This window comes from Bartonella japonica (genome assembly GCF_040545385.1).
GTDB classification, from domain to species: Bacteria; Pseudomonadota; Alphaproteobacteria; order Rhizobiales; family Rhizobiaceae; genus Bartonella; species Bartonella japonica.
The window spans coordinates 17,197-30,076 of sequence record NZ_JBEPLT010000005.1 but is presented as its reverse complement, the minus strand read 5'-3'; the positions used below and the strand labels follow the sequence as shown (position 1 = coordinate 30,076).

Here is a 12,880-nt window from a genome sequence, read left to right as displayed (position 1 = left end):
TATCCTTATATCTTATATGAATCAGCGTGTCCAAATCAACGAATGTGGAAGGATGAGAGATGAGCACTGAAATGTTCATCCAGTATTTTTTTAATGCACTGGCATTGGGATCTCTTTATGGGCTTATCGCCATTGGTTACACCATGGTCTATGGTATACTGAGACTCATTAATTTTGCTCATGGCGATATCTTTATGCTGGGAGCATATTTTGTTTTCTTTTCGACGATTAGCTTTATGCCGGCTTGGGCTGCTGTTCTTCTTTTATTATTAGCTGTTTTTATTTATTATTCGGTATTTATAAGGTTTAACAAGCGTCCTTCAAGTTTTTGGATCGCTGTTTTTTTAATTCTTATTTTAGCATTCATTTATTATTTTAAAATTTCTCCACAGGATTTTACACCGCCTTGGATATTAGCCCTTTGCTTTTCAATTTTTATTACAAGTGCAGTAGGAATTACTATTGATCAGTTTGCTTACAAACCTCTACGCCATGCTCCACGTATCTCAGCACTTATTGGAGCAATAGGCGTTTCCTTTTTTATTGAAAATCTTGCTACTGTACTCTTCAGTGGTGTTCCCAAAGGGGTAAAACAACCAGATTTTCTTGTCATACCATTTTCGTGGCATTTAAAATCAGGAGCAGACGGAATCATTAGAATTGCTCCTATGTCTCTTATTGTTCCCATTGTTTCATTTGTTCTTATTATTTTGTTACTATGGATTATCTACAAGACAAAACCTGGTCTTGCTATGCGTGCGATTTCCCATGATATTGAAACGACACGTTTGATGGGTGTTTCTGTTAATAAAGTGATCGCATTTACATTTGGGATAGGATCAGCACTTGCCGCTATCGCAGGCATTATGTGGTCACTACGTTATCCTCAAATCCAACCTTATATGGGGATTCTTCCTGGACTCAAGGCATTTATTGCTGCTGTTATTGGGGGGATCGGTTCCATTCCAGGAGCAATGCTGGGGGGATTGTTATTAGGATTTATTGAAATTATGATTATCGCATTTTTTCCTTCTCTTTCTGGATACAGAGATGCCTTCGCTTTTGTTTTATTGATTCTGATTTTATTGGTAATGCCTACCGGATTAATGGGCAAAAAAAGTCAGGAGAAAATCTAATGGCAAAATCAATTACGACTTTTTTATCATGTATCACTATTTTAGCCTTTATTGGTTTTTTATTTTACGCTGAAAAGCATTTTAATGATTATACACTTCGCATTATTAATCTCATTGCTATCAATGCAATACTAGCTATTTCGCTTAATTTGATTTACGGTTTTACGGGTATGTTTTCTCTCGGACATGCTGGTTTTATAGCCATTGGTGCCTATGTATGTGCGATTTTACTTCTTTCTCCTGAACAAAAAGAAATGATGTGGATTCTTGAACCTATGGCTGAGCCATTAAATCAATTGCAGTTACCTTTTTTTATAGCAGTTATTGTAAGCGGTTTATGTGCTGCGGTGATCGGTTTATTGATTGCTTTCCCTGTCTTACGTCTTGGTGGTGATTATCTTGGAATTGCAACATTGGGATTTGCAGAAATTATTCGCATTGTTATTACAAACGCGACATCATTCACAAATGGTTCTTTAGGAATCAAAGGAATACCTCAAAGTGCAACCTTATGGTGGAATTATGGTTGGTTAGCATTTACAATTATCTTCATTATTCTCTTGCTACAAAGCAATACTGGCAATGTACTGCGTGCTATTCGTGATGATGAAATAGCAGCAAAAACCATGGGTGTTAATGCTTTTTTCTACCGTAGTTTTTCCTTCACTATTGGCGCATTTTTTGCAGGTATTGGAGGAGCATTAATGGCCGCTCTTATTTCAACAATTGATCCTAAAATGTTTAACTTTCTTCTTACTTTTAATATTTTGATGATTGTTGTTGCTGGTGGTCTTGGTTCAATGACTGGAAGCATTATTGGGAGCATTATTATTACAGTGATGCTTGAATGGCTTCGAGTTATTGAAAGTCCGTTTGATTTAGGTTTTATACATATTCCAGAGACACCAGGGCTTCGTATGGTTATCTTTTCGCTCTTGTTGCTCGTAATTATCTTATTTTGGAGAAAAGGCTTGTTGGGACAACATGAATTCTCATGGAATGGAATCTATAACTTTTTGACACGCAAGAAGCTCTCTAATACTGAGAGGAAGCTATGAACGATACTATCCTTTCACTCAATAATATTGTGATGCGCTTTGGCGGGTTGATTGCTGTAAATAATGTGAATATGGAAATCAAAAGAGGAACAATTACTGGATTAATTGGTCCTAATGGTGCTGGAAAAACAACTATCTTTAATATGATTTCCGGATTTTATACGCCAACAAGTGGGACTATTCTTTTTGATGAGATAAAAGTTTCTGGAGCGCTTCCTCATATTGTTTGCAGACACCATATTGCACGAACATTTCAAAATATTCGTCTTTTTTCAGGATTAACCGTCTTACAAAATGTCATGGTAGGAGCTCATGTTCGACAAAAATATCCATGGTTTTCTTCAGCTCTGTTTTTTCCAAAAGCAATGAGAGAGAAAAGAGAACTACATAAAAATGCGATGGGACTTCTTGAGCAGTTACAACTCGATCATCTCGCCAATCAGTCAGCAATGACACTGCCTTACGGTGTGCAAAGACGTTTAGAAATTGCGCGTGCACTAGCAACAAAACCAAAGTTACTTCTTCTTGATGAGCCTGTTGCTGGGATGAATCCACAGGAGAGTGAAGATCTTAGAAAATTCATAATAAAAGTACAAAAAGATTTTGATCTTACAATTCTGCTTATCGAACACGATATGAAAGTTGTTATGGGACTTTGTCAATATATTTGGGTAATGGAACACGGCTGCCCTATTGCCAATGGTACACCAGATGAAATTCGTAATAACCCTAAAGTTATTGAAGCTTATCTTGGCGGAGATGTTTATGGATATTCTTAAAATAAAAAATCTTCACGTTCATTATGGCGCCATTAAAGCGATCCAAGACCTTTCTATGTCTATAAAAAAGGGAAGCATAGTAACTTTAATTGGTGCCAATGGAGCAGGAAAAAGCAGCATTGTACGCTCTATTACGGGATTGAATCGATCTGTTTATGGGGAAATTACCTATAAAGGCAAATCAATTATAAAAAAAACGCCAGAGGAAATTTTGCGATTGGGTATTGCTCTCAGCCCTGAGGGACGACGCATTATGCCCCATCTCTCTGTTTTAGAGAATCTGCATCTAGGTGCTTATATTCGTCATGATAAATCAGGAATTGCTCGCGATATCGAGTGGATATTTGAACTTTTTCCACGTTTACGTGAAAGAGCTAAACAATTAGGAGGAACAATGTCAGGTGGTGAGCAACAAATGCTTGCTGTGGGGCGTGCACTCATAAGCAATCCTGATATGGTCATATTAGATGAGCCCTCTTTAGGTTTAGCACCACTTCTCGTTCGAGAAATTTTTTCGATTATCCAAAAAATTAACGATATGGGCAAAACTGTTCTACTTATTGAACAAAATGCATTTGCAGCACTTTCTATTGCTGATTATGCTTATATTTTAGAGGTAGGATGTGTTTTATTTCACGGTGAAGGAAAAACCATGCTGTCTGATCCACGCGTAAAAGAAGCATATCTTGGTGGTTAAAGAACTATAATATGAGAGCCGATAACTCAAAACAATTCAATATCTTCCGAGATATTTATAATCTAAATTTTTAAAAGAATATTACGTATACTTTTTTATCTTTGAAATAAGCACATACAATTTTGTCTTGAAAGAATTAAAGACATAAAAATAAAAGCCGTTCTTCAAAATCTTATTCTTTTCTTTTAGTTTGGTTTCAAATGAGATGCTGGCAACATCTTTCAATAATAAAGATCCCCTTCTGTCTAGTGATTGTACTCTTTAAGAAGCACATCCCTTATTACACAAATACATTTTTATGCAGCCCATACACGAAAATGCTGTTTTGAATAAATACTTTGATTAAACCACACCACTGGATAACGCCCATATTTATCACATTTTTACCGTGACAGGTAAAATTAAATTGGAAAGCTTACTTATTTCATACGAAGTTTTCTGTCTTGTAAAGAAACTGATAATTTATCTTCTACGTATTTTTTCCTCTTGTTATTACGCATCATGATTCACAACCGTATATAAGAATAATAACACTGGTCTCAGAAGCTTGCACAAGCTGGAGTACAGTTAGATATTAGAAACATTTTTTATGCCAGTAAAAACTTTAGCTGCAATGACATAATAACATTTATAACCAAAACATCTTTCTTTTAAGACTTGAAACAATAAAATCCTATTAGATCTAGAGTCTTTGTTTAAAGAATAATTTATCTTTATAAATCAGTCTATTGCTCGTTTTTAAAATTCATATTTATTAAAATATGAATTTCTTTACAAAAAGCTGACTTCTTTTATTGTCATGCCCACCACTTTTCTGCATTAAATGTTCCAGCTGCTTGTTCTATAATGTATGCTATTTGAAAAATGGCTTCTTCAGCAAAAGGTTTACCAATCAGCTGTAACCCTAACGGTAAACCACTTTCTGAAAGCCCGGCAGGAACAGAGATTCCTGGTAAACCAGCCATATTAACTGGTACAGTAAAAATATCATTGAGATACATTGCTACAGTATCATTTTTTATTTTTTCATCAGCAATGCCAAAAGCTGCTGTTGGTGTTGCTGGTGTGAGTATAGCATCAATACCGGAAGCAAAACATTGATCAAAATCATACTTTACCAATGTTCGTACTTTTTGAGCTCTCAAATAATAGGCATTATAATACCCTGATGAGAGTACATAAGTACCAGTTAAAATACGTTGTTTAACTTCATAACCAAAACCAATTGCACGGGTATTTTCGTACATTTCAATGATATCTTTTCCTGGTATACGGAGACCAAAACGAACACCATCGTAACGCGCTAAATTAGAAGATGCTTCTGCAGGAGCAATAATATAGTAAGCGGGTAAAGCATATTTTGTATGAGGCAATGAAATATCTCTTATCTCAGCACCTGCTTCTTTTAGCCAATTCATACCTTTTTGCCAAAGCTCAATAATTTCAGGGGACATCCCCTCCATCTGATACTCTTTTGGAATACCAATTTTCATTCCTTTGATTGTTTTACCAAGATAATTTTCATAATCAGGAATGGGTAAATTTACGGAAGTAGAATCTTTTTCATCAAAAGAAGCCATTGATTTAAGTAAAATAGCACAATCACGAACATCTCTCCCGATAGGTCCGGCTTGATCAAGTGACGAAGCAAAAGCGACAGTTCCCCATCGTGAACAACGTCCATAAGTTGGTTTTATTCCTACCGTACCAGTGAATGCTGCTGGTTGACGTATTGAACCGCCTGTATCTGTTGCTGTTGCCCCTGCACAAATCCGTGCTGCAACAGCGGCTGCAGAACCACCTGAAGAACCACCAGGTACGAGCTTCTCATGAGATCCTTTTTTTCTCCATGGACTAATAACAGGACCATAATATGAAGTTTCGTTGGAAGATCCCATAGCAAATTCATCCATATTGAGCTTGCCTAACATGACTGCTCCATCCAGCCATAAATTAGCAGTCACCGTTGATTCATAATGTGGTTTAAAACCATCAAGGATATACGAACAAGCTTGAGTATGAACACCATGTGTTGCAAAAAGATCTTTAATTCCCAGTGGAATTCCTTCTAAAATACCACCCTCCCCTTTAGCTAAACGACCATCTGATTCAGCAGCCATTTTTTTTGCTTGTTCTGCTGTTATTGCCACATAAGCATTCAAAGTTGGATTAGCCAATTCTATTGCTTTTAAATAAGCTTCTGTTAATTCAGTTGCTTTAAATTCCTTTTTTATGAGAGCATCACGCGCTTGTGCAATTGTAAGAGTGGTTAAATCAGTCATATTGATTCTCAATTTTTTTGATATAAAAAGTTACTCGACGACTTTTGAAACAAGAAAAAAATTTTCTTCTGTAACTGGTGCATTTGATACAATATCCGCTGCTTTATTACCATCTGTGATATGATCTTCACGCATCCGTAAAGACATTGGTACCACGGATGTTAATGGTTCAACACCACTGACATCAACTTCATTCAATTGTTTTACAAAGTCTAGAATAACATTGAGTTCTTTTGTCATACGTTCTGCTTCATCATCGTGGACAGCAATACGCGCTAAATGCGCCACCCGCTTGACTGTTTTTTGATCAACAGACATATTATGGCCTTTCTACGTGTTATTTTTATATTCACTTATTGGCTATACAAGGCTACGTTTGCAAGTGCAAGAATATTGATAAACTATAGTATGAACGTGAAATACGCAAAGACTTAAATTATAAAGCATATGGCCATTATTAACATAAATGAAGTTATGATGCATCTTTTGCCTAGGCAAACGATAGCGGGTTTAGATTTGGGTACAAAAACAATCGGAATTGCTGTTTCTGATATAGGATTGACTTTTTCAAATCCACGTCCTGTGCTTCAACGAAAAAAATTTATGGCAGATGCCCAAAAACTGATACAAATTTTTGATCGTGAAAATGTGGGAATTATTGTTATTGGCTTACCTCTTAATATGAATGGAAGCAGTGGTCCTCGTGCTCAAGCAACCAGAACTTTTGTAAGAAATATGGAAGCACATACAGAAATTCCATTTGTTTTTTGGGATGAACGCTTATCGACAATTGCCGCAGAACGCTCTCTTTTAGGAATGAATGTATCTCGTACTAAAAGAGAAATCAGGATTGATTCTGCAGCAGCTGCTTTTATATTGCAAGGTGCTCTCGACAGACTTCAAGGACTTGATCATATAAAAGGATAAAGAATATTTAATAAATGTCCTGCATTATATCGTGTGATGAGCATCCCATAGGAAGACCTCCATTGCCCTCCAAGTCGACTTTCCATATAAGCATTTGCAACATGCTCTATATCCGTAGAATGTAATTCTGCAGCAGCTGCTGCATACGCCACTTGTTCAACAAAAAATCTTCCTGCTCCTTCGTTTGCCGAAGCCATCTCTACAGAAGATTTGATAATTTCAATTGCTCGCGGTCCTGCTGGTCCGATATAAACAGCAATTTTCTCTAGCAATTTTTGAAACAATCCTGGAACTTTTTCAGCGATAAGAATTGCATCCTTGACCAATTTATTTGCAGAACTGTTTCTCACAATGCGTGCAGGTCCATTGCATAACATTTGTGCTAATGGATTATCCTCTACAAAACTTTCAATACCAAGCTGTGCGATAATTTCACCAAGAATAGGAACGACCAATTGACTCACGTGATAAGAAATTATCGGCGTCATGATTCGTGCAAAATCTGCTTCAGAACGATCATTTGCAGCATTATCAAATGCCCGTGCTAGGCGAAAAACCAATGCTTGTGCAGCTGCAATATCAAGTGCAATATCCGCAAAAATACGCTCTGTGAGTGGTGGTAAAGATTGGTTTGGCATCTTTTGACGAAAAAAATCTATAGCGAGCTGAAGCGCAGATCGTAGAACGCCCGCCGATATTACAGATTGATCAAAACGCATCATCGTTTCGATACCTTTAATAACCTTAAGCCCTTCTCCAACTTTTCCTAAAAGCCAACCACAACTGCCCTGAAATTCAACAACCCCTTCTGGCGTTAAAGTTTCTCCAGAGCGTTGTACTAAATGACGAATTGATATGGTACCATTTAATGCCCCATTTTCTTGTACACGTGGAATTAAAAAACAGCTTAAATGACCATCTAACTCTGCACTAACAAGATATCCATCAACGAGAGGATTAATAACATTAGTTTTTGCAATATTTAGGCAATAGAGGTCACGCTCTCTCTTTTCATCAAAAGAAATTTTTCTAACACTTGAAAAATCAGAAGAATGCTTTTCAACGTCATCAAAAGCACAAGTAAGTGAAGCAGCTTTTTTGCTATTAATAGGCTTGAATGATAAATCATACTGACGTGATAAAAGGACATCTTGCCATTGGTTGAAGAGCTCAATATCATTAATTAAGACTGCAATAGCTGCACTTGTTACAACAACTTCATTCAAATGCCCTGTTTCCAAACCAGCAGATAAAGCCAAGCGAATAGCACGTGCTTGATAGCGTACCCCATTTTCTGAAGTTGTATTTTCCCAAAGTGAAGTAACCAAACCAGCCTGTCTAGAATATTTTTGAAGGGCATGATAAGAAGAATGTATCTCTAATTTTTTTATTGGCTGTCCCCATTCATCATTAAAATGCAAAATTGGCCGATAGCGATTCGCCAGAGAAGAAAGCTCCCATGCTTCACGATTGGCTACGAAATCTCCTATTTCTTCAAAGCTTTCTAATAAAAATTTAGGCAAGGTAGAGGCAATACGAAACATAAGCGTATCACTGAGAAACGTATTTTTCCGACCAGTATTTTGTGCAGACGGAGCACTCATAGGCATATTCCTATCATTCATATCATAGACTATTTGTCTTTTTATAGTTAAAAAATATTTCTATATTCAAACTAATTCTTGTTTAATCTATTTAACTTGTTTAATCTACTTAAAGAGAGATAGAAAAGAATGCTATGACTCAAAACACTTTTTTTCCCTTTTTCCCCCATCAACATCTTTTAGCTATTAAAGATTTGAGTATACAAGACCTGACGACATTGCTTGATCGCGCGGATGCAAATGTTATTCTTTCTAAAAAAATTGATAAAACAAAGTCTCTATTGTGTGGGCGTACACAAATTAATCTCTTCTTTGAAGCCTCTACACGTACACAATCTTCCTTCGAATTAGCTGGTAAACGGTTAGGAACAGATGTGATGAGTATAGCTATTGACAATTCATCAGTCAAAAAAGGAGAAACATTGATTGATACAGTCACAACCCTCAATGCAATGAAACCAGATATACTTGTTATACGCCATAATTGTGCTGGAGCAGCTGCTTTAGTGGCTCAAAAAGTTGATTGTTGTGTCATTAATGCAGGTGATGGTGCTCATGAACATCCAACACAAGCTTTATTAGACGCTCTAACTATTAAAAGAACAAAAGGCCGTATTGAAGGATTAACTGTTGCAATTTGCGGAGATATTTTGCATTCACGCGTCGCACGCTCCAATATTATCAGTTTAAATGCTTTAGGCGCACGTGTTCGTGTTGTTGCTCCTTCAACTCTTTTACCCACAGGAATTTCCGATATGGGTGTTGAGGTTTTTACCACGATGCAAGAGGGACTTAAAGATGCTGATGTTATCATGATGCTACGCTTGCAACATGAACGTATGACAGGTTCCTTTATTCCTTCTATTCGTGAATATTTTCATTATTTTGGTTTACATAAAAAAAATTTGGTTTATGCCAAAAACGATTGCATAATTCTGCATCCTGGCCCAATAAACCGTGGTATAGAAATTGCATCTGACATAGCAGATAGATCACAAAGTATGATTCATACACAAGTAGAAATGGGAATTGCTGTGCGTATGGCTGTCATGGAAGCTTTATTGGATTCACGCTTGAGAGCAAGTGGAGAAAAAAAATGATAAAGCCAATTGTTTTTCAAAATGCTCGTATTATTGATCCTTCACGCAAGATCGATGAAATTGGCACAGTTATTGTTGAAAATGGTTCTATTACAGCCGCTGGGAAAGAAGCTTTAAATCAGGGAATACCTGAAAAAGCAGAAATTATTAATGCACAAAACAAAGCAATTTTACCTGGACTTGTTGATGCTCGTGTTTTTGTTGGAGAACCAGGAAATGAACGACGTGAGACAATTGTATCGGCAAGCCAATCAGCAGCAGCAGGTGGTATTACTTCTTTCCTTATGATGCCAGATACGCATCCCATCATTGATAATATAGCACTTGTTGAATTCATTACACGGACAGTGCGAGAAATGTCATCAGTCAATATTTATCCCGTTGCTGCTCTCACACAAGGTTTTAAAGGACAAGAAATAACAGAATTTGGCTTGCTAAAGGATGCAGGAGCTGTTGCTTTTTGTGAAGGAAAAAAAACACTTCAAAATTCATCTGTTATGCGACGAGCAATGACTTATGCACGCGATTTTGATGTTCCATTAATACATGAAGTACAAGATAAAGACCTTTCAGAACAAGGCGTTATGAATGAAGGCTTGGTAGCAAGTTGGCTTGGTCTATCTGGAATACCACGCGAAGCGGAAGTTATTCCACTTGAAAGAGATTTACGCTTAGCTGCATTAACACAAACACGCTATCATGCTGCACAAATATCGACAGCACTATCTGCTGATGCAATTCGCTTAGGCAAGCAACAAAATAGAAAGATTTCAGCGGGTGTGTCCATTAATCACTTATCTCTTAATGAAAATGACATTGGTGAATATCGTACATCTTTTCGTCTCATGCCGCCATTGCGTGCAGAAGAAGACCGTATAGCAATGATTGAAGCCATAAAAGATGGAACGGTGGATATTATTGTTTCTTCCCATGATCCTCAAGGTATTGATACAAAGCTTTTACCATTTAATGATGCAGCGACTGGTGCTATTGGCATGGAAACGTTATTGAGTGCTGCTTTACGTCTCTATCATAATGAAAACATCTCTCTTCTACGTCTCACTGAACTTTTGTCAACGTCACCTGCAAAACTCTTTGGACTCAATGCAGGCACATTAAAAAAAGGAGCACCTGCAGACCTTATTTTAGTCGATCTTGATGAACCATGGGTCGTCTCTGCAGAGAAGTTTTTTTCACGTTCAAGAAATACACCTTTTGAAGGTGCACGTTTTCAAGGACGTGTTCTCCAAACTTTTGTTAAAGGGCAGTCAGTTTTTAAGCTTGATGAGATTTTTAATGGATAAAATAGAAGTAATTTTTCAGTTTTGTGCATGGTTTACCTTTTTGATATCTTATCTTATTGGTTCTATTCCATTTGGTTTGCTTTTTACACAATTAGCCAAACTTGGCGATGTGAGAACAATTGGTTCTGGAAATATTGGAGCGACAAACGTCTTACGAACAGGAAATAAAAAAATTGCTGCTCTCACGCTTGTTTGTGATATCTTGAAGGGAACTATTGTTATCTTTGCATTAAAGTTTTTTAATGATCCGATAGGAAACAGTATTATTATTTCTCTGTCAGGTTTTTTTGCTTTTTTAGGACATCTTTTTCCCATATGGCTTAAGTTTAAAGGTGGGAAAGGTGTTGCTACTTATTTGGGTGTATCTTTAGGGGTTTATTGGCCGTCAGCAATTGTTTTTATTATGGTGTGGAGTGTATTTTTTTTCCTTACACGCTACTCTTCATTATCCGCACTCATAGCTGTTATTATTACTCCGGTATTTGCTTATTTTTCATATCCTTCTTTTTATGTCCATTGTATGTTTATCGCGATGAGCATATTCGTTATTATAAAACATCACGCAAATATCAGTAGACTATTAACAGGAAAAGAAAACAAGATTGGCATTTAAAACAAGAATGAATAAAGGGATTCTACTCACTGATCGTCAACGTCTCAGCTGGTTACAGTTGCTGCGGAGTGAAAATATTGGAGCGGTTAGTTTTCGCAATCTCATTGATCATTATAAAACAGCAGAAAACGCTTTAGCTGCACTTTCTGAACTTAGAAAAAAAGGAAAGATTTCTTCATCTCTTCGAATAGCAACGGTAGAAGATGCTGAGAAAGAAATACAAGAAGCTGAAAGATTGGGTATTCGATTTATTGGTTTAGGAGAACCAGATTATCCAAGTTTTCTTAGAATGATAGAAGCGCCACCGCCACTTATTGCTATAAAAGGCAATAGTTCAGTTTTTCATAAACACTCTATTGGAATTGTTGGATCTCGAAATGCCTCAGCAGCAGGAAAAAAACTTGCTGCTCAATTTGCTCATTTTCTTGGAGATTCTGGTTTTACAACTATTTCCGGACTCGCTCGTGGAATTGATAGCATTGTGCATCAAGCAAGTTTGTTAACAGGTACAGTCGCAGTAATGGCTGGTGGAATTGATCACATCTATCCCCCTGAAAATAAAAAATTGCAAGAAGATATTATAAGTAATGGAGGAGCCATTATCAGCGAAATGCCCATTTCTTGGAAGCCACGTGCTATTGATTTTCCAAGAAGAAATCGTATTATCGCGGGTTTATCACTTGGTCTCTTGGTTGTAGAAGCTGCTTTACGATCAGGATCTCTCATTACTGCACGTCAAGCTGCCGAAATGGGACGATTAACTTTCGCCATTCCTGGTTCTCCACTTGATCCAAGATCCGTTGGAACTAACAATCTCATCAAAGATGGTGCCCTGCTGACCACGCATCCTTCTGATATCATAGAAACACTTACACCATTAACTTCGACATCCACGAATCATCAATGTGATTTTTTTGAAGAACCGCTCTCTCTTCAACTTGAAAAGGAAGAACCTTATTCATCTGATGTAAAAAATAGCACCCCACCTTCTCTTGGAGACAGTGTAGAACGCGCAGCTGTTCTTACCGCTCTCTCAACAACCCCAATAGATTTAGACACACTCAGTACCCATTCAGGTGTTTCATTACAAAACCTCTACCTCTTGCTCGTAGAACTCGAACTGGCTGGAAAGCTTACTCGACACTCTGGTGGTTATGTGTCATTGTCGAGTTTGGATCCTCTCCAAGAGCCTCAGCACTATTAATAATGCTCTGCCCTTCTTTAGCTACCATATCCAAAAGTAATGCTAGAAGAGGGCTATGAGCCTGACGTGCCATCTGGTTCATTTGTTTTGACATATCTGTAATATATTGGATAACTTTTAAATGATTTATAAACATAATCTTCTATCCTTGAGTATTCTCCCCACCTCTCAATAGA

General features: G+C 37.1%; 13 protein-coding genes. 9 read left to right on the top strand and 4 right to left on the bottom strand.

Annotated elements, in window-relative coordinates; translation table 11 throughout:
* Positions 1–59 precede the first annotated feature (59 nt).
* From ABID39_RS03385 to ABID39_RS03370, 4 genes are read left to right on the top strand one after another with little or no spacing between them, the layout of a single operon-like run.
* Entirely contained in the window at positions 60–1,136 is a 1,077-nt protein-coding gene (locus tag ABID39_RS03385; protein WP_354186042.1) for a branched-chain amino acid ABC transporter permease, read from the top strand.
* On the top strand, positions 1,136–2,194 hold the full coding sequence (locus ABID39_RS03380; protein WP_354186040.1) for a branched-chain amino acid ABC transporter permease: 1,059 nt from the start codon (positions 1,136–1,138) through the stop codon (positions 2,192–2,194). The genes ABID39_RS03385 and ABID39_RS03380 overlap by 1 nt, the downstream gene beginning before the upstream one ends.
* The gene (locus ABID39_RS03375) at positions 2,191–2,973 is read left to right on the top strand and encodes an ABC transporter ATP-binding protein (RefSeq protein WP_354186038.1); all 783 of its coding nucleotides are present in this window, start codon (positions 2,191–2,193) and stop codon (positions 2,971–2,973) included. The genes ABID39_RS03380 and ABID39_RS03375 overlap by 4 nt, the downstream gene beginning before the upstream one ends.
* Positions 2,960–3,670: an ABC transporter ATP-binding protein gene (locus ABID39_RS03370; protein ID WP_354186036.1), complete on the top strand. Its 711-nt coding sequence runs from the start codon at positions 2,960–2,962 to the stop codon at positions 3,668–3,670. Before ABID39_RS03375 ends, ABID39_RS03370 begins: the two co-directional genes overlap by 14 nt.
* Positions 3,671–4,467: 797 nt before the next feature.
* On the opposite strand, the gene gatA is transcribed toward ABID39_RS03370, so the two are convergent.
* Together gatA and gatC are read right to left on the bottom strand one after the other, a co-directional pair.
* Positions 4,468–5,952 (bottom strand): Asp-tRNA(Asn)/Glu-tRNA(Gln) amidotransferase subunit GatA, encoded by a 1,485-nt coding sequence (gene gatA / locus ABID39_RS03365; protein ID WP_354186034.1) that lies wholly within the window; start codon positions 5,950–5,952, stop codon positions 4,468–4,470.
* A gap of 30 nt (positions 5,953–5,982) precedes the next feature.
* Positions 5,983–6,270: an Asp-tRNA(Asn)/Glu-tRNA(Gln) amidotransferase subunit GatC gene (gene gatC / locus ABID39_RS03360; RefSeq protein WP_354186032.1), complete on the bottom strand. Its 288-nt coding sequence runs from the start codon at positions 6,268–6,270 to the stop codon at positions 5,983–5,985.
* A 129-nt stretch (positions 6,271–6,399) separates the two neighbouring features.
* Between gatC and ruvX the strand changes: the two genes are divergently transcribed.
* The gene (gene ruvX, locus ABID39_RS03355; protein ID WP_354186030.1) at positions 6,400–6,879 is read left to right on the top strand and encodes a Holliday junction resolvase RuvX; all 480 of its coding nucleotides are present in this window, start codon (positions 6,400–6,402) and stop codon (positions 6,877–6,879) included.
* Here ruvX and ABID39_RS03350 read toward each other — a convergent pair.
* Positions 6,864–8,483 (bottom strand): acyl-CoA dehydrogenase family protein, encoded by a 1,620-nt coding sequence (locus tag ABID39_RS03350; protein ID WP_354186028.1) that lies wholly within the window; start codon positions 8,481–8,483, stop codon positions 6,864–6,866. The genes ruvX and ABID39_RS03350 overlap by 16 nt on opposite strands.
* Before the next feature lie 134 nt (positions 8,484–8,617).
* Here ABID39_RS03350 and ABID39_RS03345 point away from each other — a divergent pair, with 134 nt between their 5' ends.
* Genes ABID39_RS03345 through dprA form a run of 4 tightly spaced genes read left to right on the top strand, consistent with a single transcriptional unit; the run spans position 8,618 to position 12,704 of the window.
* Positions 8,618–9,583 carry an aspartate carbamoyltransferase catalytic subunit gene (locus ABID39_RS03345; protein WP_354186026.1) on the top strand — a complete coding sequence of 322 codons (966 nt, stop codon included), beginning with the start codon at positions 8,618–8,620 and terminating at the stop codon, positions 9,581–9,583.
* Complete coding sequence (locus tag ABID39_RS03340) at positions 9,580–10,887, top strand: dihydroorotase (protein WP_354186024.1); 1,308 nt, start codon at positions 9,580–9,582, stop codon at positions 10,885–10,887. Before ABID39_RS03345 ends, ABID39_RS03340 begins: the two co-directional genes overlap by 4 nt.
* Positions 10,880–11,500, top strand: coding sequence for a glycerol-3-phosphate 1-O-acyltransferase PlsY (gene plsY, locus ABID39_RS03335; protein WP_354186022.1), 621 nt, complete (start codon positions 10,880–10,882; stop codon positions 11,498–11,500). Before ABID39_RS03340 ends, plsY begins: the two co-directional genes overlap by 8 nt.
* On the top strand, positions 11,490–12,704 hold the full coding sequence (gene dprA, locus ABID39_RS03330) for a DNA-processing protein DprA (RefSeq protein WP_354186020.1): 1,215 nt from the start codon (positions 11,490–11,492) through the stop codon (positions 12,702–12,704). The genes plsY and dprA overlap by 11 nt, the downstream gene beginning before the upstream one ends.
* On the opposite strand, the gene ABID39_RS03325 is transcribed toward dprA, so the two are convergent.
* Entirely contained in the window at positions 12,634–12,840 is a 207-nt protein-coding gene (locus tag ABID39_RS03325; RefSeq protein ID WP_269031120.1) for a hypothetical protein, read from the bottom strand. The genes dprA and ABID39_RS03325 overlap by 71 nt on opposite strands.
* Positions 12,841–12,880: the final 40 nt, after the last annotated feature.

What these genes read in the sequence shown, in the direction of transcription:
- ruvX (WP_354186030.1), top strand. Translation starts at nt 6,400, where the DNA reads ATGGCCATTATTAACATAAATGAAGTTATGATGCATCTTTTGCCTAGG.
- ABID39_RS03380 (WP_354186040.1), top strand. Translation starts at nt 1,136, where the DNA reads ATGGCAAAATCAATTACGACTTTTTTATCATGTATCACTATTTTAGCC.
- ABID39_RS03345 (WP_354186026.1), top strand. Translation starts at nt 8,618, where the DNA reads ATGACTCAAAACACTTTTTTTCCCTTTTTCCCCCATCAACATCTTTTA.
- gatC (WP_354186032.1), bottom strand. Translation starts at nt 6,270, where the DNA reads ATGTCTGTTGATCAAAAAACAGTCAAGCGGGTGGCGCATTTAGCGCGT.
- gatA (WP_354186034.1), bottom strand. Translation starts at nt 5,952, where the DNA reads ATGACTGATTTAACCACTCTTACAATTGCACAAGCGCGTGATGCTCTC.
- ABID39_RS03385 (WP_354186042.1), top strand. Translation starts at nt 60, where the DNA reads ATGAGCACTGAAATGTTCATCCAGTATTTTTTTAATGCACTGGCATTG.
- ABID39_RS03350 (WP_354186028.1), bottom strand. Translation starts at nt 8,483, where the DNA reads ATGAGTGCTCCGTCTGCACAAAATACTGGTCGGAAAAATACGTTTCTC.
- ABID39_RS03325 (WP_269031120.1), bottom strand. Translation starts at nt 12,840, where the DNA reads ATGTTTATAAATCATTTAAAAGTTATCCAATATATTACAGATATGTCA.
- plsY (WP_354186022.1), top strand. Translation starts at nt 10,880, where the DNA reads ATGGATAAAATAGAAGTAATTTTTCAGTTTTGTGCATGGTTTACCTTT.
- ABID39_RS03370 (WP_354186036.1), top strand. Translation starts at nt 2,960, where the DNA reads ATGGATATTCTTAAAATAAAAAATCTTCACGTTCATTATGGCGCCATT.
- ABID39_RS03340 (WP_354186024.1), top strand. Translation starts at nt 9,580, where the DNA reads ATGATAAAGCCAATTGTTTTTCAAAATGCTCGTATTATTGATCCTTCA.
- ABID39_RS03375 (WP_354186038.1), top strand. Translation starts at nt 2,191, where the DNA reads ATGAACGATACTATCCTTTCACTCAATAATATTGTGATGCGCTTTGGC.